At 74.3% G+C, this 26,236-nt stretch carries 24 protein-coding genes and 1 pseudogene; 13 read left to right on the top strand and 12 right to left on the bottom strand.

Translation table 11 applies throughout. The annotated features are described in order from the left end of the window. Window positions 1–122: 122 nt before the first annotated feature. Complete coding sequence (locus ACFQBR_RS25865) at window positions 123–884, bottom strand: DeoR/GlpR family DNA-binding transcription regulator (protein ID WP_267947901.1); 762 nt, start codon at window positions 882–884, stop codon at window positions 123–125. Between the two features lie 334 nt (window positions 885–1,218). On the opposite strand from ACFQBR_RS25865, the gene pfkB reads away from it, so the two are divergent. The 3 genes from pfkB (at window position 1,219) to ACFQBR_RS25850 (ending at window position 2,857) form a co-directional block, all read left to right on the top strand. Next, window positions 1,219–2,160 (top strand): 1-phosphofructokinase, encoded by a 942-nt coding sequence (pfkB, locus tag ACFQBR_RS25860; protein WP_267947900.1) that lies wholly within the window; start codon window positions 1,219–1,221, stop codon window positions 2,158–2,160. 64 nt (window positions 2,161–2,224) lie between these two features. After that, the gene (locus tag ACFQBR_RS25855; protein ID WP_267947899.1) at window positions 2,225–2,494 is read left to right on the top strand and encodes an HPr family phosphocarrier protein; all 270 of its coding nucleotides are present in this window, start codon (window positions 2,225–2,227) and stop codon (window positions 2,492–2,494) included. A gap of 165 nt (window positions 2,495–2,659) precedes the next feature. After that, entirely contained in the window at window positions 2,660–2,857 is a 198-nt protein-coding gene (locus tag ACFQBR_RS25850) for a hypothetical protein (protein WP_267947898.1), read from the top strand. Between the two features lie 108 nt (window positions 2,858–2,965). On the opposite strand, the gene ACFQBR_RS25845 is transcribed toward ACFQBR_RS25850, so the two are convergent. The 6 genes from ACFQBR_RS25845 to ACFQBR_RS25820 all read right to left on the bottom strand — a co-directional run bounded on the left by ACFQBR_RS25845 (window position 2,966) and on the right by ACFQBR_RS25820 (window position 8,351). After that, window positions 2,966–3,856 carry a dihydrodipicolinate synthase family protein gene (locus ACFQBR_RS25845; RefSeq protein WP_344185197.1) on the bottom strand — a complete coding sequence of 297 codons (891 nt, stop codon included), beginning with the start codon at window positions 3,854–3,856 and terminating at the stop codon, window positions 2,966–2,968. Then, on the bottom strand, window positions 3,841–3,975 hold the full coding sequence (locus ACFQBR_RS25840; protein WP_344185198.1) for a hypothetical protein: 135 nt from the start codon (window positions 3,973–3,975) through the stop codon (window positions 3,841–3,843). The genes ACFQBR_RS25845 and ACFQBR_RS25840 overlap by 16 nt, the downstream gene beginning before the upstream one ends. A gap of 138 nt (window positions 3,976–4,113) precedes the next feature. Beyond that, the gene (locus tag ACFQBR_RS25835) at window positions 4,114–5,223 is read right to left on the bottom strand and encodes a methyltransferase domain-containing protein (protein ID WP_378554645.1); all 1,110 of its coding nucleotides are present in this window, start codon (window positions 5,221–5,223) and stop codon (window positions 4,114–4,116) included. Between the two features lie 317 nt (window positions 5,224–5,540). Beyond that, entirely contained in the window at window positions 5,541–6,005 is a 465-nt protein-coding gene (locus ACFQBR_RS25830; RefSeq protein WP_344185200.1) for a MarR family winged helix-turn-helix transcriptional regulator, read from the bottom strand. A 132-nt stretch (window positions 6,006–6,137) separates the two neighbouring features. Then, entirely contained in the window at window positions 6,138–6,893 is a 756-nt protein-coding gene (locus ACFQBR_RS25825) for an SDR family oxidoreductase (protein WP_344185201.1), read from the bottom strand. 195 nt (window positions 6,894–7,088) lie between these two features. Further along, entirely contained in the window at window positions 7,089–8,351 is a 1,263-nt protein-coding gene (locus ACFQBR_RS25820) for an MFS transporter (protein ID WP_344184584.1), read from the bottom strand. A 142-nt stretch (window positions 8,352–8,493) separates the two neighbouring features. On the opposite strand from ACFQBR_RS25820, the gene ACFQBR_RS25815 reads away from it, so the two are divergent. From ACFQBR_RS25815 to ACFQBR_RS25805, 3 genes are all read left to right on the top strand, one after another. Continuing rightward, window positions 8,494–9,420 carry a LysR family transcriptional regulator gene (locus ACFQBR_RS25815; RefSeq protein WP_344184583.1) on the top strand — a complete coding sequence of 309 codons (927 nt, stop codon included), beginning with the start codon at window positions 8,494–8,496 and terminating at the stop codon, window positions 9,418–9,420. Window positions 9,421–9,492: 72 nt separating this feature from the next. Next, window positions 9,493–10,728, top strand: a complete 1,236-nt coding sequence (locus tag ACFQBR_RS25810; RefSeq protein WP_344184582.1) for an MFS transporter — start codon at window positions 9,493–9,495, stop codon at window positions 10,726–10,728. Window positions 10,729–10,995: 267 nt separating this feature from the next. After that, window positions 10,996–12,030, top strand: coding sequence for a nitronate monooxygenase (locus ACFQBR_RS25805; protein ID WP_378554641.1), 1,035 nt, complete (start codon window positions 10,996–10,998; stop codon window positions 12,028–12,030). A 115-nt stretch (window positions 12,031–12,145) separates the two neighbouring features. On the opposite strand, the gene fes is transcribed toward ACFQBR_RS25805, so the two are convergent. Together fes and ACFQBR_RS25795 are read right to left on the bottom strand one after the other, a co-directional pair. Further along, the gene (fes, locus tag ACFQBR_RS25800) at window positions 12,146–13,519 is read right to left on the bottom strand and encodes an enterochelin esterase (protein WP_344184580.1); all 1,374 of its coding nucleotides are present in this window, start codon (window positions 13,517–13,519) and stop codon (window positions 12,146–12,148) included. Between the two features lie 154 nt (window positions 13,520–13,673). Then, window positions 13,674–14,144 carry a MarR family winged helix-turn-helix transcriptional regulator gene (locus tag ACFQBR_RS25795; RefSeq protein ID WP_344184579.1) on the bottom strand — a complete coding sequence of 157 codons (471 nt, stop codon included), beginning with the start codon at window positions 14,142–14,144 and terminating at the stop codon, window positions 13,674–13,676. Between the two features lie 58 nt (window positions 14,145–14,202). Between ACFQBR_RS25795 and fepB the strand changes: the two genes are divergently transcribed. Together fepB and ACFQBR_RS25785 are read left to right on the top strand one after the other, a co-directional pair. Then, entirely contained in the window at window positions 14,203–15,192 is a 990-nt protein-coding gene (fepB, locus tag ACFQBR_RS25790; RefSeq protein WP_344184578.1) for a Fe2+-enterobactin ABC transporter substrate-binding protein, read from the top strand. 142 nt (window positions 15,193–15,334) lie between these two features. Then, complete coding sequence (locus tag ACFQBR_RS25785; RefSeq protein WP_344184577.1) at window positions 15,335–17,878, top strand: penicillin acylase family protein; 2,544 nt, start codon at window positions 15,335–15,337, stop codon at window positions 17,876–17,878. 84 nt (window positions 17,879–17,962) lie between these two features. Here the strand turns inward: ACFQBR_RS25785 and ACFQBR_RS25780 are convergent, their stop codons facing one another. After that, entirely contained in the window at window positions 17,963–18,856 is an 894-nt protein-coding gene (locus ACFQBR_RS25780; RefSeq protein WP_344184576.1) for an oxidoreductase, read from the bottom strand. Between the two features lie 81 nt (window positions 18,857–18,937). On the opposite strand from ACFQBR_RS25780, the gene ACFQBR_RS25775 reads away from it, so the two are divergent. The 5 genes from ACFQBR_RS25775 to ACFQBR_RS25755 all read left to right on the top strand — a co-directional run bounded on the left by ACFQBR_RS25775 (window position 18,938) and on the right by ACFQBR_RS25755 (window position 24,069). After that, window positions 18,938–19,528, top strand: coding sequence for a TetR/AcrR family transcriptional regulator (locus ACFQBR_RS25775; RefSeq protein WP_344184575.1), 591 nt, complete (start codon window positions 18,938–18,940; stop codon window positions 19,526–19,528). Between the two features lie 763 nt (window positions 19,529–20,291). Then, window positions 20,292–21,434 (top strand): sensor histidine kinase, encoded by a 1,143-nt coding sequence (locus ACFQBR_RS25770; protein WP_344184574.1) that lies wholly within the window; start codon window positions 20,292–20,294, stop codon window positions 21,432–21,434. Next, the gene (locus ACFQBR_RS25765) at window positions 21,431–22,075 is read left to right on the top strand and encodes a response regulator transcription factor (RefSeq protein ID WP_344184573.1); all 645 of its coding nucleotides are present in this window, start codon (window positions 21,431–21,433) and stop codon (window positions 22,073–22,075) included. The genes ACFQBR_RS25770 and ACFQBR_RS25765 overlap by 4 nt, the downstream gene beginning before the upstream one ends. Window positions 22,076–22,425: 350 nt before the next feature. Beyond that, the gene (locus ACFQBR_RS25760; RefSeq protein ID WP_344184572.1) at window positions 22,426–23,217 is read left to right on the top strand and encodes an AfsR/SARP family transcriptional regulator; all 792 of its coding nucleotides are present in this window, start codon (window positions 22,426–22,428) and stop codon (window positions 23,215–23,217) included. 195 nt (window positions 23,218–23,412) lie between these two features. Next, window positions 23,413–24,069 (top strand): MerR family transcriptional regulator, encoded by a 657-nt coding sequence (locus tag ACFQBR_RS25755; protein WP_344184571.1) that lies wholly within the window; start codon window positions 23,413–23,415, stop codon window positions 24,067–24,069. Here ACFQBR_RS25755 and ACFQBR_RS25750 read toward each other — a convergent pair. Then, window positions 24,058–25,248, bottom strand: coding sequence for a lactonase family protein (locus ACFQBR_RS25750; protein ID WP_344184570.1), 1,191 nt, complete (start codon window positions 25,246–25,248; stop codon window positions 24,058–24,060). The two genes, ACFQBR_RS25755 and ACFQBR_RS25750, sit on opposite strands and share 12 nt — an antisense overlap. 54 nt (window positions 25,249–25,302) lie before the next feature. Next, window positions 25,303–26,236: pseudogene (locus ACFQBR_RS25745) on the bottom strand (hypothetical protein); the annotation flags it as partial.

The following is a 26,236-nucleotide window of genomic DNA, read 5'->3' as shown; positions in this document are numbered from 1 at the left end:
CGGGCGGTCTGCCGCGCCGGTGTGGGGAGAAGGTGACGGGGTGGGGCGCCCGGGAGGGACGGGGCGGCCGGTTCAGGACGGTGAACCGTCGTCCCCGGCGCCGTGCCGGGCGCCCGGTCTGGTCAGACCACCTGGACGCGGGGTCCGGAGGCCTCCAGTTCTTCGGCGAGCCCTGTGGCGAGCCCGGTGTCGGTGATGACCAGGTCGAGGTCCTCGACCGCGGCGAAGCGGGCGAAGTGGTCGTTGCCGACCTTGGTGTGGTCGGCGAGGAGCACCGAGCGCCGCGCGGACTTGATCATGGCGCGCTTGACCTCGGCCTCGGCGGGATCGGGAGTGGTGAGCCCGCGTTCGACGGAGACGCCGTTGCTGGCGATGAAGGCCACGTCCACGTAGGACTCGGCGAGGGACCTCAGTGCCCAGGCGTCGACGGTCGCCTGCGTGCGTGTGCGCAGTCGGCCGCCGAGAAGCATGAGGTTGATGTTGGTGCGCGGAGTGAGCGTCAGCGCTATGGACAGGGAGTTGGTGACGACGGTGAGCTCCCGGTCGGCGGGAAGCTGTTCGGCGAGGCGTCCCGTGGTGGAGCCGGCGTCGAGCAGGATCGCGCCCTCGTCGGGGAGTTCGGCCAGGGCGGCCTTGGCGATGCGCTCCTTCTCCTCTGTCATCACGGAGTCGCGCACATTGAGCGTGGGCTCGAAGCCCAGCCGCTCGACGGGGATCGCGCCACCGTGGACCCTGCGCAGCACACCGTGGCGCTCCAGCGCCGTGAGGTCGCGACGGATGGTCTCGTAGGTCACGTCGAACTCCGCGGCGAGCCCCGTCACGTCGACCCGGCCGTCACGGCGGGCGCGCTCGAGGATCACCTTCTGGCGCTCTTCCGCGTACATGTTGGATCACCTGTGTTTCGGTGTGGTTTTCGGTGAGTTTAATCGTGTTGCCTGGGACACACAAGGGGTACCCCTACCCAATATCGCAGCAATCTCGCCGAAGCCCCACGCCCGGAGCGCGCCGATCGGGCAGTCTGACCAGGGAGAGCGGAGCGTGAACATCTGAGCACCCCTGGAGGCGTCCGGGCCGCGAACCACACATCGCACCCGACGCCCCGCCTCCGAACCGGAAACCCGGACACAATAGTGTTGACATACACAGACAAACACACATAATCAAAGGCAGTCCCACATCCGGGCCGGGCTGGGCGCGGACACCTCGAAGAGAGAACCGATGATCCTGACCCTCACCCCCAATCCGAGCGTGGACCACACCCTGGAGGTCGAGCGCCTCATACGGGGCGAAGTCCTGCGGGTGTCGGCCACCCGTGCGCAGGCGGGCGGCAAGGGCGTCAACGTCGCAAGGGCCCTGCGCGTGGCGGGCGTCCCCACGAGGGCCGTCCTCCCCGTGGGCGGAGGCGGCGGCGCCGAACTCGTCACCCTGCTCGGCGACCTTCCCTGCGTCACCGTCCCCATCGCCGGGGAGACCCGGGCCAACGTCGCCGTGACCGAGACCGACGGCACCACCACCAAGCTCAACGCCCCCGGCCCCACCCTGACCCCCGGGGAGACCGACGCACTCCTGGCCGCCCTGGAGGACGAGCTGTCCGCCGGTCCGGAGTGGGTGGTGGCGAGCGGCAGCCTCCCGGCCGGCGCGCCCGACGACCTGTACGTGCGCGTGGCCGAACTCGCCGCCTCCTACGGGGTGGCGCTGGCCCTGGACACCTCGGGCAAGCCCCTGGAGGCGGCGGCCCGAGCCGGGTCGGTGTCGCTGCTCAAGCCCAACCACGAGGAGCTGGCCGGGCTCATCGGCCGGGAGCTGCCGACGGTCGGCGACGTCGTCGGCGCCGCACGCGAGGTCCTGGGGTGGGGCAACAGCTCCGCCCTGGTGACCCTGGGGGGCCACGGTGCGATACTCGTGGACCCCGAGAACACCTGGTGGGCACGCGGTCCCGAGGTCCGCACGCGCAGCACGGTCGGCGCGGGCGACTGCTCCCTCGCCGGGTTCCTGGGCGCGGGCGACTCCCCCGTCGAACGGCTGCGGCACGCCGTGGCCTGGGGCACCGCCGCGGTGTCCCTGCCGGGAACGACCGTCCCCTCCCCCGGGGACGTGGCCTCCGACTCGATCACCGTGGTGGCCGACCCCGACCCCCTGTCGCCGGTCGACCAGCTCTGACGTTCCGAAACCGTGAACAGGCCGGGACCTCCCCCCGGCCGACGACTACTCCCCGAGGACTGACATGCCCCAGCGCACCGTGGCCATCGGCTCGCCCCAAGGCCTGCACGCACGCCCGGCCTCCCTGTTCGTCCAGGCCGTCAACGCGTCCGGCCTGCCCGTCACCGTCGCCCGCGAGGGCGGCGACCCGGTGGACGCGCGCAGCGTGCTCGCGGTGATGGCGATGGGCGCGAAGCACGGCGAGACCGTGACCCTCGCCGCCGAGGAGTCCGAGACCTCCGACAAGGTCCTGGACGAACTGGTGGAGATGCTGGCCACCGACCTGGACGCCTGACCCGGGTCGGGACCCCGGAGCCCGGTACCGTCGCGCGGCGGCACCGGGCTCCGGCCTGTCCGGGGTGTCGGTGATGCCCGGGATGCCCCGGGTGCCCGGCGGCACCGCGCCGGGGAGGGCCGGTTCGCCCTGGCCCCGCCCGCCCGCCGGGGCTACGGTTGCGCCATGGACTCCTCGCGTGACGACACCGCCCTCCGCCCCTCCGGGATCTGTCGGCGTGGGCACCACGACTGGAAGCACGACGCCCCCGGGGCGAAGCGGAAGATCTGCACCCGGTGCCGTTCCATGTCGATGACGAACTACTGCGACTGCGCCGAATGCCAGGCCGCCGACCCGGACGGCACCGCCGGCCCCGTCTTCTGACCGGGTCCCCGCCCGCTCCCGCTCTCGGCCCGGCGTGTGCGAGGAGCACGGCCCTCATCTTCTGGAGGCAGCGGGCCGGTACCCACCCGGTGGACGTGCCCGTGTGGCTCAGGCCAGGCGCAGTTCCTCGACCAGGCGGGCCACCTGCTCCCGCTGGGCGGCGGCGAGGCCCAGGAGCGGACGCGGCAGGCAGTGCGGGGGGACCAGCTCCAGGTGTTCGGCGATCGCGGCCGTCACGCGCAGGCTGCCGTGGGCGGCGAACATCTCCCACAACGGCCGCAGGCGATCGGACTCGGCGACGGCGGCCTCGGAGTCACCGTTGAGAGCGGCTTTCACCAGGGGCAACACCGTGTTGGGCACAGTGCCGCCCAGCACGGAGAACCAGGTCCGGCAGCCGGCGTTCAGACCGGTGGCGGCCGCGCCGTCACCGGAGACGCCGATGCTCACGTGGTCGGGAACAGCCTCTCGGACCGCGGCGACGTGCTCGCGGGCGGCGGCCGGGTCCAGCGGCACCGGAGGGATCTTGATCGCGGCCACCTTCGGCAGCGCGGCGATGCGCGCGTACAGCTCGTTCGAGAAGGTGAAGTGCGTCGTGCCCGGGTTGTCGTAGACCACCAGCGGCACCGACAGCTCCGCGGTGACCTCCTCGTAGAGCCCGAACACGTCGTCGTCGGTGAGCGCCTGGTAGCTCATCGGGGCCAGCAGCACACCGGCCGCACCGGCTTCCTGGGCGTCCCGGGCCAGCGCCCGCACATGGGAGGTGCGCAGCGCTCCGATGCCGACGATCACCGGGGTGTCGCCCGCCGAGCGCACGGCGGCGCGGGCCACCCGGCGGCGCTCCTCACGGTCCAGGTAGGCATAGGAACCGGTCGAACCCAGCGCGCCGATCGAATCGACGCCCGCCCGGACCAGGCGGGCGATGAGCCCGGCGTAGGCGCGCTCGTCGAAGCGGTCGTCGTCCAGCGGGGTCAGGGGGAAGGCGCTCAGTCCTGTGAACACGGTGTCTCCTGGTCGATCGGGGCGAAGGCGGTTGCCAGACGGGCGGTGAAGGCGTCGACGTTCTCACGCCAGGACTCCGATCCGCGCTGCTCCATCCAGTCGCAGCGCGCGGTGATCATCGACGCGACGCCGGGGGGCGTCCTCGGTGGCGGAACGCATGGTGGACACGGCTGATCCTCTCAGCGCAGGAACGCGGTGGCGGACAGGTACAGGCCCAGGACTTCCAGGATCTTCGCATCGCGCTTTTCGAGGTGGCGTCAGGGCGCGACGGGGTGGTCCCAGTGTCGGCCGACCGCCTCGCACGACACCCGGCAGAAGTCCCTTTCGGGGTCGACCTCCAGGGTGAAGGCGTCCAACGGGGGAAGACCCGCCTCCCGGAGCCGCCGGTAGGCGTCCGCCAGTTCTGCGCCCAGGTCGCGGTCGCCGCCGCCGGTCACGGTGCCGTCCGGCCACACGTACGCCCACGCCGGTCCGGCGCCCGTCCACACGATGCGGCCGTGGCCGCCCCGGAAGGGGCGGACCCCGGTGCCCAGGCGCACGCCGGGCAGCATGAGCATGAGCCGGGTCAGCGTTCCCGAACCGATGAGTTCGCCCGAACCGACCGGGAAGCCGGGGGCCTGTGCCGGTGGTTGTCCGAGTCCGGGGAAGGGCAGGTCGCCCGGCCGCTGCGTGCGGTCGCGCATGAACGCCGCCTCGCGCACGAACGGCCCCGACGCGCGTCTCCCGCGCACCGTCAGGGCGGCGATCGGCGTGCTGTGCGCGGCCGGGTGCGGGCTCCAGGGGAGCACGAGCACCGCCCCGTCGGCGGCGGCGGTGAGCCAGGCTCGCGGTATCCGGGTCGCCGCGCAGGTGGCGACGACCGCGTCGTAGACCTCGCCCGTGGGCGGTTCGGCGGCGGTGCGGACGGTGACGCCGGTCCCGGTGAGCCGTTCCCTGGCCAGGGCTGCGACCCCGGGGTCGATCTCGACACTGGTCACCGCGCCCTTCTCCCCCACCAGGGAGGACAGGATCGCGGCGTTCCAGCCGGTACCGGTGCCGATCTCCAGGACACGCATCCCCTCGCCCACTCCGGCGGCGGCGATCATGTCCGCCATGACCTGGGGTGCGGAGGAGGACGAGGTCGGTTCGTTGCGCGGGCCGCCCCCGCCGTCGTTGGCCTGGGTGGTGACCGCGTCGGTGCCGTAGACCAGTCGCGCCCACCTGTCGGGGTCCGCGGTCCGGTACAGGGGCAGGCCGGTCGCGTCGGGCCAGACCATGTCGGGGATGAAGCGGTGCCGGGGGTGGGCGGCGAACGCGGCGCGGATCTCCTGGGGGGTGTCGAGGCGTTCCACCAGGGCGGAGTGGAGGGCGTCGAGGTCAGCTGTCACTTCTCTCCCGTTCCCTTGCAGCCGGTGACCCATCCCCGCGTGTAGCGGGGAGCACCTCGAGTGGTTCAGGATCACGTCGTTGAAGAGGGGTCCATCCCCGCGTGCGCGGGGAGCACAGTCGATGACCTGGCGTCTCATCTGCGGCGAGCAGCCATTTCTCTCACTTGTCGAGAGCCGGACACCGACCTTGAAAAGCCTCGAACGATAAAGAACAGCGTGATTTCACTGAACGCCTCGGGCCCGACCGGCCCACGGAATCCGATCATGCCCCATCGCCTGGCCGGGCACACCCGGGAAGGCCCGGCCGGACCCGCCGCTCAGACCGCGCCGCCGGTGTTGCTGATCATCCGCCGGAGCACCTTGAGCGCGGTGACGTAGTCGGCGTCGTCGATGCCCTCGTGGATCGCGTCGCGGATCGCCGGGGCGTTCCGCTTGAGGCCGACGCGGGCCTCCTCCCCCGCCTCCGTGATCCACAGCCGCCCCTCGCCGTCGCGGGACAGCCAGCCGCGCCCGAGCAGCACCTCCGACTCCGCCGCGAGGTCGTCCTCGGGCCTGAGGTAGGAGGCCATGGCCTCGCGCAGCTCGGGAACGGTCCTCCCCTGCCCGTCGGGCGAGAGGTCGTTCTCCGACAGGTTGCGCAGCAGCCAGAACTGGGGCTGGGTGTGGCCGAGTTCGGCCTGGCGTGCTCGGGTGAACGCGATGAGGGACTCGTAGGCGACCCCGGTCCAGTACGCGGCCGGCTGGGCGGCGAGTGCGGCGTCGGAGGGGTTCTGCGTCGTCATGGCGGGGGCCTTCCACGGAGGATCGGTCGAGACCCCCACCGTAGAACCTCAACATTGGTTGATATCAAGGCCCCGGTCCGGACCCGCTGCGGCCCGACCCCGGTCTGGGGCCGGGCCGCAGCGGTCGCCGGGTCAGCCCTTCACGCGGTGGACCTTGTGCTGGGCGGCCTGGGCACGCGGGCGCACCACCATGAGGTCGATGTTCACGTGCGGGGGCCGGGTGATCGCCCACACGATGGTGTCCGCGACGTCCTCCGCGCTCAGCGGGTCGGGCACGCCCTCGTAGACCGCCGCGGCCCTGTCCGCGTCCCCCCGCAGCCGGTTGAGGGAGAACTCCTCGGTCATGACCATCCCGGGGGCGACCTCCAGCACCCGGACCGGCTCCCCGCACAGCTCCAGCCGCAGCGTGGCGGCGACGGAGTGGGCGCCGTGCTTGGCCGCCACGTAACCGCCGCCGCCCTCGTAGGCCACGTGCCCGGCCACCGATGACACCACCAGGACGGTCCCGTCGCCACCGGCGATGAGCTTGGGCAACAGCGCCTGCGTCATGTTGAGGACGCCGATGACGTTGACCTCGTACATGGTCCGCCAGTCGGCGGGATCGGCGGTCGCGACGGTCTCGGTGCCGATGGCGCCGCCCGCGTTGTTCACCAGCACGTCGCAGGCGTCCAGGGACTCCGCGAAGGCGTCCACCGCCGGGCGGTCGGTGACGTCGAGGACGTGGGCGCGGGCGCTGTGGCCCTCCTTGACCAGTTCGTCGGCCAGCGCCTCGATGCGGTCCGCGCGGCGGGCCACGAGGACCACCTCGTAGCCCTCCGCCGCCAGTCCGCGCGCGGTGGCGGCCCCGATCCCGCTGCTGGCCCCGGTGACGACCGCGGTCGCTGTCATGGTGGTTCCCTCCCCGCGAAACTGCTTGTCGCGCCGAGCGTATCCGGTGCCTCCCGGGTCGATCCCGGCAGGTCGGACCCGCCTGGCCGGGACCCCGCGCCCGAGGCCCCGCCGCCGAGGACCCCGCGCCCGAGGCCCCGCCGCCGAGGAGCCCGCGGCCCCGGGCGGGACCGCGGCCCGCCGCCGCCCCGCCCCTCAGCGGGGGTTCGACGGGGCCCGGCCCGCCAGGGCTGCCACCAGGGCTCCCAGGGCCAGGGCCCCGGCCAGCCAGGTCACCGGCGCGGTCCCGGCCGCGTCGAGGACGCGCCCGCCCGCGAACGCGCCCAGCGCGATGCTCGCGTTGAAGACCCCGACGAAGACCCCGGAGGCGGTCTCGCGCTCCCCCTGCGCCGAGGCCATCAGCCAGGACTGGACGCTCACCGACACTCCCCCGTAGGCCAGCCCCCACACGGCCACCAGCGCCCCGGCCGCCACGGCGCCCCCGCCGAGGAGCGGCACGAGCAGCACCGACCCGGCCAGCAGGGCCGCGATCACCGCGACGGTGGCACGCGGCGCCCGTGCAGCCCGGGGACCCGCCGCGAAGTTGCCGAGCACGCCGGCGACGCCGTAGACCAGCAGCATCGTGCCGATGAGCCCGGCTCCGAGGCCCGCCGCGTCGGCCAGGACCGGCCGGACGTAGGTGTAGGCGGCGAAGTGGCCGGTCACCAGCAGCCCGGTGACCAGGAGTCCGGTGACCACACGGGGGTCGCGGAACAGGCCCGCCGCGCCCCCGGGCCGCGCCGCCCCCTCCGGTGGGAGCGCGGGGAGGAGGAGCGCCAGGGCGGCCGCCACCAGCAGGGCCAGGCCCGCGAACGCCGCGAAGGCCGCCCGCCACCCGGCCAGTGCGCCCACGAACGCGCCGACGGGCACCCCCAGGACGGACGCGACCGCGATACCGGCGAAGATCACGGTCGTGGCCGCGCCGACCGACCCGCCGGGCACCAGCCGCGGGCCGAGCGGCGCGGCCAGCGCCCAGACCCCGCCCATGCCGACGCCCACCAGGACCCTGGCGGCGACCATCACCGCGAAGTCCGGCGCGAGGGCGGACACCAGGTTCGCGGCGCAGAGCAGCAGCAGGAACCCCACGAGTGCCGTGCGGCGGTCCGCGCGGGCGACCGCCGCCGGGACGAAGGGGGCGGAGGCCGCCGCCACCAGGCCGGTGATCGTCAGGGTGAGCCCCGCGGTTCCGCCGGTGACGCCCAGCGAGTCCCCCATCGGTGTCAGCAGTCCCACCGGCAGCATCTCGGAGGTGACCACGGTGAAGGTCGCGGCGGCCACGGCGGCGACGGCCGCCCATCCCCGGGCCGGGGAGGACGGAGGCGGGGGCGGGGCCGCCGGGCGGCCCTGGTCGGACGGAACAGGTGGTGAGGGCTCGTGACGCTGCCCCTCGGGGGTCTCCCCCGTACGCGCGGTGGTCATGGGCACCAGCCAAGACCCGGGAGGCGGCCGGAACAACGGCGAACCGCTCATGCTTCCATGAGGGAGGTTCATCGATCCCGGTGCGCGGCCCGGGACGTGACCGGCGCCACGGCGGCGCGCACACGAGCGGGGGCGGGGCCGGGTGAAGGGCATCGAGATCCGGGAGCTGGAGTGCTTCCTGGTCCTGGCGGAGGAGCTGCACTTCGGCCACGCGGGCGAGCGGCTGTTCGTGTCGCAGAGCAGGGTCAGCCAGCTGCTGCGCTCGCTGGAGAACCGGGTCGGCGCGCCCCTCGTGGACCGGACGAGCCGCCGCGTGTCGCTCACGCCGTTCGGCGAGGAGTTCCTCGCCGCGCTGGGACCCGCCTACCGCACCCTCGCGGCGGTGGTGGACGGGGCCCGCGAGCGCGCCCGGGACGGGCGGCGCCGGCTGCGCCTCGGCTTCCAGGGGTCGGTGAACGGCCCCGTGGCCACGGCCGTCCGGGTGTTCGAGGAGCGGGACCCCGAGTCCCGGGTGGACATCGTGGAGATCACGCTCTCCGACCCGTTCGGGCCGCTGCGCGAGGGCGAGGTCGACGCCGCCGTCGTGCTCCTCCCCGTGCGCGAGCGGGACCTGGTGGTGGGGCCGGAGTTCTCCCGGCAGCCGCAGCGGCTCGTGCTCCCCGCGGACCACCCGCTGGCCTCGCGGTCCCGGGTCGGCGTGGAGGACATGGCGCGGGTGCCGCTCGTCCCGGTCCGGAAAGCGCCCGACTACTGGCTGCGCGTGCACTCCCCGACCGTCACCCCGCTCGGCCGGACGATCCGGCACGAGTCCGGGGTGGACACGCTCCAGGAGGGGTTGTCGCTGGTCGCCGCGGGCCGGGGCGCGATGCTGCTGTGCGGGTCGACCGCACGGCACCACGGCCGGGAGGACATCGTGTTCGTGCCGGTCAGCGGACTCCCCGAGTCGTCGATGGGGCTGGTATGGCCGCGCGGGAGCACGCATCCGGGGGTCCCGGTCCTGGCGGGGGCCCTCTCGGACGCCCTGGCCGGTTTCTCACAGGAAACGGCTACGGATAAAACAGCTGGATGACAGGGTGAACGCGTGTTAGTTTGACCGGAATTCACGCACGGGAACGACCCCCCTGACAGGAAAGCACCTGCCATGACCGTCGCGCCGTTACGGGAGAACTCCCTCCTCCGCCGTTTCTCCGTTTTCGTCCTGGCCGCGGCCGTGGCCGATTTCCTTTTCGGCGCGGTCTTCGTCACGGTCCTCCTGGAGCGCGGGGTGGACCCGTGGCTCCTGGGCTCGGTGCTCGCCGCGGCGCACCTGGTCGGCCTGGTCGTCGAGGCGCCGAGCGGGGCGCTCGGCGACCGCTACGGGCACCGCCGGCTCATGGTGGTGGGGCTGGCTTTGTGGGGAGCGGGGTTCGCGGCGTTCGGACTCGCCGACGCGCTCGCCACGACGGCTCTGGCCCTGGTCCTGTGGGCGTTCGGCTACCACCTGTACTCGGGGACGCCCACCGCGCTCGTGGTCAACCGGATCGGCAGCCGGGACCGGGCGGCCCGGATCGCGCGGACGGTCCGGTACGGACAGGTGGCCAGGAGGAGCGGCGCGGTCCTGGGGGCGGCCTCGGTCATGGTGGCGGGCGCCTGGCTGCCCGCCGACCTGCTGGTCGCCGCGGGCGGCGGACTCCTCGTGCTGCTGGCGGCGCTCGGCCCGGTGTGCTTCCCCCCGTCGCCGGGCCAGCCGGGGCGCCGGGTCCTCGCCATCGTCGCCGAGTCGGCCTCACTGGTGGCGGGCGTCCGGTTCCTGCCCCTTGTGGCGCTGACGGCGTCGATGGCCGTGGGCACCGCCCTCCTGGTGGTGTCCTGGCAGCCGATGCTGGTGGCCGCGCACGGCGACGACGTGCGGCTCAACGGGCTGATGCTGCTGGTGATGACGGCGGCCCTGACGGCGGGGGCCCTGTGCGCGAAGTTCCTGGACCTGCGGGACCCCCGGCTGTGGGGCCCGGCGTGCGCGACCCTGGTGGGCGCGCCCGTGGCCCTGGCCGCGCACGGGTCCGTGCCCCTGTGGGCCGGCCTCGTCGCGGGCGAGTTCCTGATCGGGCTGGCGGGCGTGCTGACGGGCGTGTGGCAGCAGACGATGTTCACCGACGCCAACCGCAACACCATGTTCTCGATGCTGTCGATGGTCGCCGGAGTCTTCCTCATGGCGACCACGCTGTCGTTCGGGTGGCTGTGGGAGCTGTTCGGCCTGCCCCGGGCGACGACGGCGCTGGCCTCGGTCGGCGTGCTCCTGGCGGTGGCGTCGGCGGTGCTCGCGCGGATCGTTCCGGACCCGGCGCGGCACGCCGAGGGGGCGGAGCCCGCGCCGGAGGCGGACGGTCCGCGCGGGTGATCCCGGCGGCGTCCCGGCCGCTCGGGGAGGGGCGGTGCCACCCGGGCAAGCGCGCCGCGGGCAGCCTCGAAAGGGCGCCCCGCCACCGTTCCCCGGCCCCGGCAGCAGCGCGGGAATCCCCGCGAAAACCATTGTTGTGACCCGGGACACCTTTCTCGGAAATGCGCCGCTCCGAACACCGGGCGTCCGCGCGTTCCCGAAAAACACCGGTCGGTAGCATTTCTCCGGCATCCGGGAGATCCGAGAACCGGGAGAAGTGAGGGACACATGAGTCTGGCGGAACTACTGCGGGAGCGCCCGGTCGTCCAGGCGCCCATGGCGGGCGGCAGCTCCACGCCCGCCCTGGCGGCGGCCGTGGACCGCGCGGGCGGGATCGGACACCTCGCCGCCGGGTACCTGTCGCCCGACGCGGTCCGCGACCAGATCCGGCGGGTGCGCGAGGCCGGCGCCGAGGCCTTCGGGGTGAACGTGTTCGTGCCCGGCCCTTCCTCCGACCCGGCGACGGTCCGGGCCCACCGGCTGCGGCTGGGGTCCGAGTCCGGGCGCCAGGGGGCGGCCGTCGGCGAGCCGGTGCACGACGACGACGCGTGGGAGGCCAAGATCGACCTGCTGGTCGAGGCCGCGGTCCCGGTGGCCGGGTTCACGTTCGGCTGCCCCGACGCCGCCGTCCTCGCCCGGCTGCGCGCCGTGGGGACCGCCACCGTGGTCACGGTGACCACGGCCGAGGAGGCGCGGACCGCCGTGGAGCGCGGCGCCGACGGGGTGTGCGCGCAGGGCCTGGAGGCGGGCGGGCACCGGGCGTCGTTCGACCCGGTCCGCGGCGGGGACCGGCCGCTGCTCGACCTCGTGGCCGACGTGGTCGCGGCGGTGGACGTGCCGGTGATCGCCGCCGGCGGCCTCATGACCGGGGAGGGGATCGCCCGCGTCCTCGGCGCGGGCGCGGCGGCGGCGCAGCTGGGGACCGCGTTCCTGCGCTGCCCGGAGAGCGGCGCCAACCCCGCGCACAAGGCGGCGCTCGCCGACCCCGCCTTCGACCGGACCGCGGTGACCTGGGCGTTCACGGGGCGCCCGGCGCGGGGGCTGGTCAACCGGTTCATCACCGAGCACCCGGAGAGGCCCTATGCCTACCCGGACGTGCACCACATGACCAAGCCGCTGCGCGCCGCCGCGGCGAGGGCCGGGGACACCGGGGGGATGGCCCTCTGGGCGGGCCAGGGGTTCCGGCTGGCCTCGGAGGACCCGGCGGGCGAGGTCGTGGCGCGGCTGCGCCGCGAGGCCGCCGGGGCGGGCGTCCGGATCTGACGCGGCTCCGCGGGGCGCCGGAGGGGCGGCCACGGAGCGGGCGGCCGTCCCGCACCGCGCCGTCCGGGCCCGGCACGCGGGGCGAGGGACGGGCTCTCCGCACGGCCGCCCCCGGTCACCGTCCTCGGCGCTCCCAGTCGGAGGTGAGGAAGACCAGCCCGTCCGGCAGCCCGGCCCGCCAGCAGGCGCGGTCGTGGCCGCCGTTGTACTCGGTGAGCACCACCGATCCGGGCTCCCGGCCCAGTTCGGCCCCGCGCGCCGCCAGGGCGTCGCGCAGGCGCCTGTTGGCGTCGAGCAGGGCCCACTCGTTGAGGCCCGCGCTGAGGTGGACCCGGCCGGGGACGGTGTCCGCCCCGGCGACCAGGCGCGCCATGCGCTCGCTCTCCCCGCCGGCCGCGGCGACGTTCGGCCACCAGAACGAGCCCGACTGGGACAGGACCCGGCCGAACCGGTGCGGTGCGCGGTGGGCCGCGTAGAGGGCGGTGAGTCCGCCCAGGCTCTGCCCGGCGACGAGGGTGCGCCCGGGGTCGGAGGTGACGTCGTGGCGGTCGCCGAGCCACGGGAGGAGCTCGTGCCCGAGGAAGTCCACGAAGGCGTCGTCGCAGGCCAGCTCACGTGTCCGGGTGGCGGGGTCCAGGGAGTCGACCATCACGGTCAGGGCCGGGGGCAGGGTTCCGTCGGCGATCAGCCCGTCGAGGAGCGGGGCCAGGGGCAGCGTGTGCCAGTCCTGGCCGTCCAGGAGGACGACGACCGGCCAGGGGGTCCCGTCCGGCGGGGCCTGGACGGGCCGGTGGACCCACACGGTACGGGTGTTGCCCAACGCGGCGCCGGTGAGTCGTGCCGCGGTCACCGTGCCGGCCCCCGCCGGGGCCTCCCCCTCGGTGCGGGCCGCGCGGACCCGTCCGCCGGACGGACGCCACAGCTCGGGCGGGGCGCCGGGCAGGGAGACCACCGACGCGGTGGCGTCCAGCCGCTCCCGGGCGAGGGGGTCGGGGACGGCGTGGGCCAGGGCGTCGAACCAGCGGGCGACGGCGGGGCGGTCCTCCGGGTCGGCGACGGCGAGGGCGCGCTCGCGCCGCAGCCGGGTCGTCGCGGACAGGGCCCCCTCGGGTGCGGGCGCGCCGTCGGCGGGCACGGGGGCGACCGTGTAGGAGGCCCGCCAGTCGTCGCGCATCCGGTAGGTCAGGTGCCACACGTCGGTGCCGGGGACCCGCTCCATGCGGTTGTGCTCGTAGGAGTCGGCGTCGGCGATCTTGTTCGCGACGAGGACGACGTCGGCGAGTTCGTCCCCGCCCCGCCACAGGAAGGTCACCGTCCGGTGGCCCGTGCCGTCGTCCCCGCCCACCACGGGGGTGCCCCCCGCCTCCACACCGCGCCAGAACGCCTCGGGGTCGCGTGCGGCCCCGTCCACGCCGGGTGTGGCGACCCGTTCGGGGCGGACGGTGCGCTTGAGGCGCGGGGGGATCGTGTAGGTGGCGGGCTGCGGCATGGGCGGTTCGGCCTCTCCGGCTTCTCGTGTCGTGGGCGGGGCGGGCGGGACGGACGGAGGCGTGCGGGATCCGGGCGCCGGAGCGGACCGGGCCCGTTCCCGGGGCAGGCAGGACCGGGAGCGGACCCGGCGGAGGACCGGACGGCGGCCGGCGTCAGTCCTCGGGGGCGGCCTCGACCTCGGCGAGGAGCCCGTACAGGGCGACCACCTCGTCCTCGGAGAGGGCCGTCGAGAGCGGCGACCGGGCGTTCAGCCCCGCTCCGATCGCGTCGACCACGCGGCTGCCCTCCTCCGTGGGGCGGGCCACGCGCATGCGCCGGTCGCTGACCGCGGCGACCCTGCGCACGAGCCCGCGCGCCTCCAGCTCGCCCGTGACGATCGACACGCGCGAGGCCGTGCAGCCCAGCTGCCGGGCCAGCGCGCTCTGCGACGAGGTGTCGTGCAGGGCCCGGAGGGCACGCGCCTGGAACGCGGTGAGGCCGTGCTCCGCCGCGAGCCCGCCGAGCAGCCGCTCCAGGCGCTGGGCCACGCGCAGCAGGGCCTCACCCGCCACGCGGGCGGACGGGACCCCGGTGTCCTTGCGGGCCGGAGGGGTGGTCCGGGTGGACGGCCGTGACGTGGTCATCGTTCCTCGCACTCTACCGGATTGACATTTAGGATAGCCATACCTAACTATTCTTGTCATGAAGCAAGCACCCGTCCCCGCCACCCTAACCACCGGCGCGGCCACCGCGACCCTCGTCCTCCTCCTCGCGGGCTGCGGCGCCGGGGACACCGCCGCGCCCCCCGCCGGCGAGGGGGAGACCCGCACCGTCACCCACCTCTACGGAGACACCGAGATCCCCGCGGAACCCGAGAGGGTCGTCTCGGTCAGCGTCACCAGCACGCCCCTCCTCCTGAGCCTGGACGTCCCCGTGGTCGCGTCGGGCGTCGCGGGCACCTCCGCCCTCACCGACGACAAGGGTTTCTTCGCCCAGTGGGCGGAGACCGCCGACGAGCGGGGCGTCGAGCCCCTGCCCGGCCCGGAGGTCGGCCTGGAGGCGGTCGCCGCCGCTGAGCCCGACCTCATCGTCGGCAACGGGTTCGGCGCGGACACCGTTCCCGAGGAGCTGTACGAACAGCTCTCCGGAATCGCCCCCACCGTCGTGCACGGCGAGTCCGACACGGCCTGGCTGGACACCACCGACCGGTACGCCGAGACCTTCGCGCGCCAGGACCGGGCCGAGGAGATCACCGCCGAGTACGAGGCGCTGGTCGAGGAGGTCTCCGCGGACCTGGACACCGCGCACGACGTAGTCATCCTGACCGGCACCCCGAACGGGTTCAACGTGTTCACCGAGGAGTCCGCGCAGGGGCGCCTGGCCGCCGACCTCGGACTCACCGTCCACGAACTGCCCGACGACGTCGCCGCGCCGGGCGGCCAGGGCGGGGAGCGCGGCGACATCGTCGAGCTGTCGGCCGAGCGCGCCTCGGACTTCGGCGACGCCACGCTGCTGTTCGTCAATACCCAGGGCCAGGAGATCGAGGACTACCTGGAGGTCTCCCCCACCCTGGAGAACCTCCCCGCCTGGGAGGAGGACCGGGTGTTCACCCTCGGCGCCGCGTCCTTCCGCATGGACTACTACAGCGTCCCGATGGTCGCCGAGCGCCTGGCGGAGGTGCTCGGCTCCTGACCCCCGCGGCCGGGGCGCGCCCCGCCCCGGCCCGTGCCGGGGCCGCCGACCTGGACGTACCGGTTGGTAACAACTTGGGCCCACGCACGCCGACCACTAGAGACTGTGACCTCAGGCACTCTAGGGTTCCGCCATGGGTGTAATGCGTAAGCGTGTGCTTGTTCGTGTACTTCTGGGCTTTCTGGCGACCGTGACGGCCCTGGTGCTCGTCGCCGCGCTCCTCGGGGTCTGGACCGTCCGGAGATCCTTCCCCGAGACCTCGGGCGAACTCGCCCTCCCGGGGCTGGAGTCACAGGTCACCGTGCTGCGCGACGGCAACGGCGTCGCGCACGTCTACGCCGACAACACCCGCGACCTCTTCATGGCACAGGGGTTCACCCACGCCCAGGACCGGTTCTGGGAGATGGACTTCCGCCGCCACGTCACGGCGGGCCGCACCGCCGAACTGTTCGGCCCCGACCAGGTGGACACCGACGTCTACCTGCGCACCATGGGCTGGCGGCACGTCGCCGAGCAGGAGTACGAGCTCCTGACCCCCGAGACGCGGGGCTACCTCGACTCCTACGCGGACGGCGTCAACGCGTGGCTGGACGGGCACGACGGCGCGGCGGCGAGCCTGGAGTACGGCCTCCTGGCCGTGCTCAACGGGGGGCACGAGATCGAGGAGTGGAGCCCCGTCGACAGCCTCGCCTGGCTCAAGGCCATGGCCTGGGACCTGGGCGGCAACATGCAGGAGGAGACCGAGCGCGCCCAGCTCCTCGACGCCGGGCTGACCGAGGAGCAGGTCGAGGACCTCTACCCGGCCTACCCGTTCGAGGAGCACGAGCCCATCACGGACACCGGCGAGCACATCGTCCCGGGTGAGGAGGGCGGGTCCGGGGACGGTCCGCCGGAGGGCGACGAGCGCCGCGCCCCCGAACTCCCCGAGGGCGTCGTCCCGGCCCTGGCCGGGGTGGCGGACGCCGCCGCGTCGCTGCCGCGCATGCTCGGCCCCAGCACCAGCCCCGACCTGGGCTCCAACTCGTGGGTCGTCGGCGGCGAGCACACCGAGAGCGGCCTCCCGCTCCTGGCCAACGACCCCCACCTGGGCGCGTCGATGCCGTCCACCTGGTACCAGATCGGGCTGCACTGCACCGAGGTCACCGACGCCTGCCCGTTCGACGTCAGCGGGTTCAGCTTCTCCGGGCTGCCCGGCGTGGTGATCGGGCAGAACGAGTCGATCGCGTGGGGGTTCACCAACCTCAACCCCGACGTCATGGACCTGTTCGTCGAGGAGATCGACGGCGACGGCTACGTGGTCGACGGCGAGACCCTGCCGCTGGAGACCCGGGAGGAGACCATCCGGGTCGCCGGAGGCGACGACGTCGACATCGTCGTCCGCTCCACCCACCACGGTCCGCTGATGTCCGACACCGCCGTGGGCGAGGGGCTGGCCGCCGTCGCGGAGGACGCCGGGCCGGAGGGCGCGGACGGCGGCGAGTACGCGGTCTCCCTCCAGTGGACCGCGCTGAGCCCGGGCACCACGGCGGACGCGATCTTCACCCTGAACCGGGCCCGCGACTGGGACGGCTTCCGTGAGGCCGCGAGCCAGTTCGACGTCCCCGCGCAGAACCTCGTCTACGCCGACAACGAGGGCAACATCGGCTACCAGGCGCCCGGCGCGGTGCCGGTCCGCGGCAGGGGCGACGGCCGCTACCCCGCCCCCGGGTGGGACTCGGACTACGACTGGGAGGACTACATCCCCTTCGACGAGCTGCCGAGCGTGTACAACCCCGCGTCGGGCGTCATCGTCACCGCGAACCAGTCGGGTGTGGACGCCGACTACGAGCACATGCTCACCGACGACTGGGACTACGGCTACCGCTCCCAGCGGATCAACGACCTGCTGGACGAGGCCCTCGCGGACGGACCGGTCGACGGCCAGGACATGTCGGACATCCACATGGACTCGTTCCACGGCGGGGCCGTCGACGTCGTCCCGCACCTGCTGGAGGCCGAGGTGGCCGGCGCCGCCGCCCGGGCCCAGGAGCAGCTGCGCGACTGGGACCTGTTCACCGACACGGACTCGGCCGGGGCCGCGTTCTACCAGGCCACCTGGCGGCACCTGCTCCCCCTGCTGTTCGACGAGCTGGAACCGTACGCGATGAGCGGGAACTCGCGCGGGATGTACGTGGTGGGCGGCCTGCTCGACGACCCCGACTCGGACTGGTGGCGGGGCGCGGAGGCGAGCGGGCGCGACGAGGTGCTGGCCGCCGCGATGGACGCCGCCGCGGCGGAGCTGACGGAACTGCTGGGCGACGACCCCGCCGACTGGCGCTGGGGCGACCTGCACACCCTCACGGCGACCCACGAGTCGTTCGGCACGTCCGGGATCGGACCGGTCGAGTGGCTGTTCAACCGGGGCCCGGTGGAGAGCTCCGGCGGCTCCGGCATCGTGAACGCCACCGGCTGGAACGACGCCGAGGGCTACGGGATCACCGCGGTGCCGTCGATGCGGATGGTGGTGGACCTGTCCGACCGGGACGCGTCCACGTGGATCCACCTCACCGGGAACTCCGGCCACGCCTTCCACCCCCACTACGACGACCAGCTGGAGCCGTGGAGCGAGGGCGGGACCCTGCCGTTCGTCGTCAGCGAGGAGGCGGTGCGGGAGGCCGCCGTCGACGAGCTGGTCCTCACCCCGTAGCGGGGCGGCGGACGACGGAGGGTCCCGCCGGGTTCGGCGGGACCCTCCGTGCCCGGGGCCGGTCCCGCGCCTCGCGCGCCCCGCTCAGCCGCGGTCCTTGGGCCGGAGCGGGAACGCGACCCCGGTCAGCTCCTCCGACAGCGCCCAGAGCCGCTTGGCGGCGCGCCCGTCCCAGGCTGCCTCGCTCCGGCTGGAGAGCGCGGGGGCGCCGCGCAACCCGCCCATGGCCTTGGGACCGGCGAAGGCCGCGCCGGGCACGTCCTGGGTGGCGGCGAAGATCGTGGGCAGCGCGCCGTGGGCGGGGCTCTGGGCGAGGAACCGGTTGCCCATGAGCAGGAGGGCGCGGGAGACCGGGTTGGCGCCGTGGCTCTGGAGGCCGGTCGCCGCGTAGCCGGGGTGGGCGGCCGTGGACAGCACCGGGGAGCCGGCGTCCTCCAGACGGCGCTGGAGCTCCAGCGTGAACAGCAGGTTCGCGAGCTTGGACTGGTTGTAGGCCCGGTAGGGGGTGTAGCCGCGCTCCAGGTTGACGTCGTCGAAGTCGATGCCCGGCGCACTGCGGTGCAGCCCCGAGGAGAGGGTGACGACCCGGCCGGTGATGTGCTCCAGGAGGAGGTTCGTGAGCGCGAAGTGGCCGAGGTGGTTGGTGCCGAACTGGAGCTCGAAGCCGTCCCTGGTGGTCCCCTGCGCGACCGCCATGATGCCCGCGTTGTTGATCAGGAGGTGGAGGTCGCCCTCCCAGCGGTCGGCGAACTCCCGCACGGACGCCAGGTCGGCGAGGTCGAGCCGGCGCACCTCGGTGTCGCCGCCGACGCTGTCCGCCGCCGCCCGGCCCTTGACCTCGTCCCGCACCGCCATGACGACGCGGGCCCCCGCCGCGACCAGCATGCGCGTGGTCTCGACCCCCAGGCCGCTGTTGGCTCCGGTGACGATCGCGGTGCGGCCGCCGAGGTCGGGGATGGTGACCTGTGAGGTGTCCATCCCGCCACGGTAGGCGAGCCCCCGACAAGTTGTCAATGACAACAATGGGGGGCGTCGACACCTCCGTTTATGCTGGGCGGCATGGCCGACCGCCCCTACCACCACGGAGACCTGCGCGCCGCACTGATCGCCAACGCCGAGCGCGCTCTCGCCGAACGCGGTCCGTCCGCGCTGTCCCTGCGCGAACTCGCCCGCGAGGCGGGGGTGAGCCACGCCGCGCCCGGCCGCCACTTCAAGGACAAGCAGGCCCTCCTCGACGCGCTGGCGCTCACCGGGTTCGACCGCCTCACCGGACGCCTCGAAGACGCCCTGGCCGCCGTCGGGGAGGACGGCGCCCGGACCAGCGTGCTGGCCCTGGCCCGGACCTACGTGGGGTTCGCGATCGACAACGCGGCGCTGCTCGACCTGATGTACGCGCGCAAGCACGACCCCCGGTCCTCCGCGCAGCTGTCCGCCGCCATGGAGCGGCTGCTCGACACGGTGGTGCGGCCCATCGTCGACGGCCAGTCCGACGGCGAGATCGCCGGGGGCGACCCCTGGCCCGTCGCCATGACCGTCTCCGCCGCCCTGCACGGTTTCGCCACGCTCAAGGCCGCCGCCCCGCCCGAGAAGGTCGAGGAGAGCCTGGCCGAGGTGGTCCGGGTCCTCTTCGAGGGCCTCGCCCCGCGCTGAGCCCGGACCGGGACGGCCCGCGTCCGGAACCGCCGCCGGGCGGGGAGCCGGGCCTGGACGAACGGCACCTGCGCGAGGGCGCGCGCTTCACCGGGGACGCCATGGCGCACGAGTGGGAGCACTTCGTCCGCGACTGCCCGTGGGTGGAGGGCGGCCCCGCCGACCGGGTGGCCCGGTTCGAGGCGGCCCTCCCGCCCGCCTTCGACCGCGGCCCAGGGGACCTCGCCCGCAGCGGCCCGGGGCGGCGCGGCAGGTCGCCCGGACCGGTTCCTCCCCCCGCGAAAGCCCCACCGCAACACGGATAAAAGTGACTTAAGCCACAAGTCAGACATTGTGTCCTGACCTGCGATTCTTCCGACTTCTGCCATTGACCGGAACCGGCCCGCGAGAACCTTTTCCGCCCGCTCCGCCATCACATACGCTACTGAAACACAAACCCGAACCAGGCGGGCGCGGACCCCAACCGGCTCCAACAGGACATTCGCGCCCAGACCCCTCCCAGAAAGGACCTTCGCGGGAGAAATCGGGTGGGACTCCGTACCAGCGCCCGGGGAAGCGCTGCCCACTGCGGAGTCCGACGGGAATCGCCTGACCGGGGGGTGGCGCGAACACACAGGAACGTGAGGACCTCCGCCGGGCCGTGCCCGGACCGCTTCCCACCGGTCGTCCTCGGGACCCGAATCCGTGGCCCCGAACCGCATTCACGTCCCCTTACACGACAGGTCCTCTCGTGACGCGCTCAATGAATGGACACGACCATCCCATGCATGGTAAGGATTCGGCCTTCCCCGAGTGGGAGAACGGCGTTCTGCCGCCCTTCCCGGAGAACTCCCACGCCGATTCCTTTCTGAGAAGGACCCCCGATCTGGTGGGTCGCCTCTCCGCCCGCCTCTTCGCGGAGCACAACCCGCTGAGGACCGATCCGGACTCCTGGCCGTACGCCTCCGCGTGGGCCGCCTCCGTCATCCGCGACAGCGCCTGGAGCCTCCACCACGGCCGCCCCTCCCAGCGCGTCAACCGCATGACGGAGACCTACTGGGCCGAGCTGGAGGAGGAGTCCTGGGCCATCCACCCGCGCCACACCGGCCAGGCGGCCCGCTTCCTCTTCGAGGAGATCACCGCCGCGCTGCCGCCCGACGCCCCGTCGGCCGGGGTGCGGGCCGCGCTCGTCACCGCCCAGAACGAGACCACCCTGCGCATGGAGGCCGCCCAGATCCGTGCCAACGCCCGCTTCCTGAGCCAGGAGCAGGCCGCCAACCAGGAGTTCCGGCGCTTCCTCGCCCGCGAGCTGCACGACCGCCTCGGCAGTTCCGTCAGCCTCGCCAACCGGCAGCTGGAACTGTACGAGCTGCTCTCCGTCCACAAGCCCGACGCGAAGGCCAACGGTCGCCTGCGCGCCCTCAAGGGCGCGCTCCTCGAACTCAACCAGCAGCTCCGCGTGCTCATCTCCGACCAGCGCCGCAGCGAGCGCGCGGGGTCGCTCGAAACCGCCCTGCGCTCCTACGCCGACTCCCTCGAACTGACGGTGCCCGAGGTCCGGATGGACTTCTCCGGCGAGGAGTCGTGGGTGCCCCCGCACTTCCTCGACGAGCTGTTCCTCGTGCTGCGGGAGTGCCTGCGCAACTCCGTGCGGCACGCGGGGGCCGCCCAGGTGCACATCGCCGTGCGCCTCGACCGCGCCGAGGTCCGGGCGATCGCCTCGGACGACGGCTCCGGGTTCGACGTGGAGGCGCAGCTGGCCCGCGGCTCCGAGGACGGCGCCTCGACCGGCCTGACCTCCCTCTCCGAGCGCATCACCGCCCTGGGCGGGCGCGTCCGGTTCCTCAGCTCGCCCGAGGACGGGACCCGCACGATGATCCTCGTCCCCATCACCACCCCCTCGATCGGAGCGGAGTCCGCACGATGATCCGGATCGCCGTGGTCGACGACCACCACCTGCTGCGCGAGGCCCTCTGCGACCTGTTACGGGCCCAGCCCGGACTGGAGGTGGTCGCCAGCGTGGGCTCGGCCCGCTCCCTGGTCCCGACCGTGGTCGCCGCACGCGCCGACGTCGTCCTCCTCGACCTGGAGATGCCGGAGCACGACCCCCGGCACACCGTGCGGGAGCTGCTGCACCACGCGCCCGACACGCACGTGGTCATCCTGAGCATGCACGACGACTCGGCGCTCGTGAGCGACCTGCTCTCCCTCGGCGTGCGCGGGTACCTGCACAAGACGGTGGACATGGTGACCCTGGTCGCGGCCATCCGGGGGCTGCGCGACCCCGACCGCACGACGGTCGTCGTCTCCTCCCCGAACTGGCACCGGCCGCCGACGACCGACTCGACGCTCACCCCGCGCGAGGTGGAGGTCCTGAGGCTGGTGTCCGAGGCCATGAGCAACCGGGAGATCGCCCGGAGCCTGGACATCACCGAGGGGACCGTCAAGCGGCACATGCGCAACATCTTCGAGAAGCTCGACGCGGTCTCGCGCATCGACGCCGTGAACAAGGCGGTGGAGACCGGGGCGCTGCCCTCGCACCGCAAGAAGGCCGAGCCGCGCTTCTGAGCCCGGGCGGCGCCCCTCCGCCGCCCCCTCCCCCTCGACGCCCGGACCCGCGCCCCGGCCCGCCCCCTTCCCGAGCGCCGGCCCCGCGCCCCCGCGCCCTTCCCCCGCGCGCCCCGCCCCGTACCTCCTTCGAGGTAGAGGCCTGGCACCTTGCGGACAATCCGCTTGTGGACGCCCGTCGGCGGTCCTAGATTTCCCCTGTGACCGCAGGTCAGAACACGGTTTCCCGGTACCGGACCGGGACGGGGGCGAGCGGGGGCCGCCCCCGGGCGGCCGGCGGTCCCGGTCCCGAGGCCCCCGGGAGCCCGACCGGAGCGCGGCCGGGGCCCAGAACGAGAAGGAGAGACGCGATGACCCGCTTCAAGATCCTCGGTCCCCTGGAGCTGGAGTCCCGCGGGGGCGAGGCGCTCCGCCGGGGCCCCAAGGTCGCCCGGCTCCTCGGGCTCCTCCTCGTCCGCGCCAACCAGACCGTGGGCGTGGACACCCTGATGGACGAGCTGTGGGACGGCGAGCCGCCGACCACGGCCCTCAAGACGATCCGCACGCACGTCTACCACCTGCGCGGCGCCCTGGAACGCTCCTGCGGGGCCGACACGGCACGCCGGGTCCTGCTGACCCGGGGACCGGGGTACCGGATGGACCTGGCGCCGGAGGAGCTGGACCTGTTCGCCTTCCAGCAGCTGGTCGGCCAGGCGCAGATCCTGTGGACCGAGCACCGCCACGACGAGGTGGTGGACCGGGCCGAGCAGGCGCTCTCCCTGTGGCGGGGCCCGGTCCTGTCCGACGTCCGCCCCGGCCGCGTCCTGGCCGGGCACGTGGCACGCCTGACCGAGACCTACACGCGGGTCAGGGAGCTGCGCGTGGACTCCGCCCTCCGGCTGGGGCTCCACCGCGAGGTCCTGCCCGAGCTCCGGGACCTCGTGAGCGTCTACCCCCTGCACGAGGGGTTCCACGCCCGGCTCATCGACGCGCTGAGCCGGTCCGGACGCCGCGGCGAGGCGCTGAGCGCCTTCCGGGCGGCACGGGACACCCTGCACGACCAGCTGGGGCTGGAGCCCTCCGAGGAGCTGTGCCGCCTCCAGCACGCCATCCTCACCGGCGCGTCCGGAGCCCCGAGCGCCTCCCGCGGCTCCGTCAACTGAGGACGCGATGCCTCTTTCGTGGTATGTCCGGACGTTCCCCGGGCTGGTTGAGTGGACCGAGGGACGGCCGCGGCGACACCGCCCTCCCCCGCGTCATCACTGACCGCGTTCGATCAATCACACAAGGGCCCGGCGTGCGGTCCGGTCCCCCAGGGTCCCGGGCCGACGCCCCTCGGAGCGGAAAGCGAGCCACCTGTGCGCATCTCGGAGCTGAGCGACCGGGCCTCGGTGCCCGTGGCAACGGTCGAGTACTACCAGCGGGAGCGCCTGATCTCCCATCCCTCCGAGAGACACGGGTACAGCCCCGAGGATCTGCGCCGCCTGCGCCTGGTCCGCGTGCTGGTGGAGGTGGGCGGGCTGGACCCGGACCAGGTACGCGGCCTGCTGGGTGCCATGGCGGGCGGGACCAGGACGCCGCACGAGACCTTCGGCATGGTCCTCCGGACCCTGGAGGGCGCCTCCTCCGCCCCGCACACCGACGTCGACCCGGCGGACGACGAGGCGCTGGCCCTGGCCAGGAGGGTCGCCGACCGGCACGGGTGGACGGTCGACCAGGACACGGCGTCCTGGCGCACGCTGGTCAAGCTGCTCAGGACCCTCCACTGGCTGGACGACGCCGACACCGCGGTGGTGGTCGAGGCCTACGCGGCCGCCGCCGACCGGATGACCGGCGCCGAGATAGGGGTCCTGGGCCTGTACGCGGACGAGGACGCCCTGGTCGAGCGGCTGGTGCTGTGGACCGTGTTCGGCGACCCCCTGCTCGCGGCGCTGCGGCGGATCGCCCGCCAGCACACGTCCGGGAGGGTGTTCGACCGGGAGTTCTCCCCGGCCGACCGCGGGTCAGCGCTCTGACAGCACGACGCACGAGGGGCTGGCCACCGGGACCGGCGCGCCCACGGGGGTGAGCCGCCCGGCGGCCGAGACGCGGTGCACGGTGACGGACTGCCCGGCCTGGTTGGCCGCGTACACGTAGCGGCCGGAGGGGTCCAGGGCGATGCCCCGGGGCCAGCGCGTCCCCGGGCCCTTGGTGGTGACCGGCTGGGACTCCACCAGGTCCAGGGAGGCGCCGCCGTCGCGGACCGCGTAGGAAACCACGGTGTCCAGGCCCCGGTCGGCGGTGAGGACGAACCGGCCGCCGGCGTCGACGACCACGCCGGAGGGCGCGTTGCGCGGGTCGGCGCCCGGGGCGGCCACCGACACCGACTCCCCCGGGGTCAGCACGGCGCCGACGGGGTCGTAGGCGAAGGCGGTCACGGTGGACCCGAGCTCGTTGGAGACGTACAGGTGGCGGCCGGAGGGGTGGAGCGCGGCGTGCCGGGGGCCGGCCCCCTCCGCGACGAGGGTGCGGCTCCGCTCGGTGAGCCTCCCGGTGCCGGGGTCGAGGGAGTAGACGTACACGTGGTCGTTGCCCTTGTCGGGGACGATCACGTCGTGGGTCCCGGGCACGAAGAGGCACATGTGCGGGTGCGGGGCGGCCTGCTCCTCCGGGTCGGGGCCGGAGCCCTCGTGCTCGACGAGGTCCAGCAGCGCCCCGATCGAGCCGTCCTCCGCGAGGGCGTGGACGGCGACACCCGCCGAGTCGTAGTTGGCGGTCATGAGGAACCGGCCGTCGGGGTGGGCGGCCAGGTGGACGGGGGCGGCGCCCTCGGTGGGCGCGGCGTTGAGGGGCTCCAGCCCGCCGTCGCCCCCGATCCGGAAGGCGTGCACGTGGCCGTCGCCGGTCTGGCTGACCGCGTAGAGGACGTCGCCCCGGGGACCCGCCGCCAGGTAGGAGGGGTTGTCGATGCCCTCGTGGTAGCCGTCGATCCGCAGGGAGCCGTCCGCGCCGACGCTGCCGATCCCGATGCCGGGGAGCCCCGGCAGCCCGTACTCGCCGGCGGTGAACCCGCCGATGTAGGCGCGGCGGGCCGCGGGAGGGGGCGGGGCGGCCGTCGCCGGGCGGGCGGCGAACCAGGCCAGCCCGCCGATCCCGGCCGCCGCGGCGGTTCCGAGGAAGGCGCGTCTGCTGGGTGCGGGGCTTCTTCCGGTCATCGTCTGTCCTTGGGGGTGCGAGGGTGCGGGCGGCCGGTGCGGGGCGGGCCGGGGTCAGACGTCGGAGCCGACGACCAGGCCGGAGAGCAGGACGACGGCGAGCCCGGTCCCGCCGACCGCGAGCAGGAGGTGAGACCACAGGGGCCACCCGCGGGTGGGCGGGAGCGCGCGCAGGGCCGCCGCGACGGCGACGGCCGCCGCCCACCCGGGGACCGCGAGGCGCAGCCCGACCTCGCCGTTGAGCAGGAGTTCGTCGACGGGTGAGGCGCAGGCGAGCGGGGAGCAGTCGCCGGGGGCGTCCGTGCCGAGCAGGTACGCGCCCGCCCCCATGACCGCCGTCGGGAGGAGGAGCAGGGCCGCGGTGAGCGCGGCGTACGGGGAGCGCCCCCGGGTCCGCGCCCCGCCGGGGTCCCCGGCGGCCGGCGCCGCCCCGGGGCGTGGTCCCCCCGCCCCGGCGGGGCCCCGCCGGGCCCCGGGGGCCAGGCGTTCGGCCGCCAGGACGGCGACCGCCGCGGGCGCCCCGAACAGCAGGCCGAACAGGCCGCCCTGCCCGGTCTGGGCGAGCAGGTGCCACACCGTCGCGGCGGCCCCTCCCGCGGACCCGCCGGCCAGCAGGCCCGCGGCGGCGCCCGCCAGCCCCGCGGCGGCGAACGCGGCCACCGGGACCGACCAGGCGCCGGGAAGGGTGTCCGTCCGGGCTCCGCGGCGCAGCAGGGGGTGCAGCGCGGCGACGAGCACGGCGGTCAGGACCGCCAGGTCCGGCCACGGGGTGGTGACGGCTCCGGGCAGGGGGAAGCCCCGGCCGGTCACCGCCCCGGCGAGGGGGCCGACCAGGGTGTCCCAGTCGGCGAACAGCGCCGCGGTGAGGGCGACGGCCGCGGCGCCCGCCGCGGCGCTCCACGGGAGGCCGGGGGCGCCGGTCGTCGGACCGGCCCCCCGGTCCGGGCGGCGCCGCCCCGTGGCCGCGGGCCCGCTCCCCGCGCCGCCG

The sequence above is a fragment of the Nocardiopsis tropica genome (assembly GCF_042660575.1).
Taxonomy (GTDB): domain Bacteria; phylum Actinomycetota; class Actinomycetes; order Streptosporangiales; family Streptosporangiaceae; genus Nocardiopsis; species Nocardiopsis tropica.
Note: the sequence above shows the minus strand (reverse complement) of the source record. Positions and strands in the feature narration are given on the sequence as shown.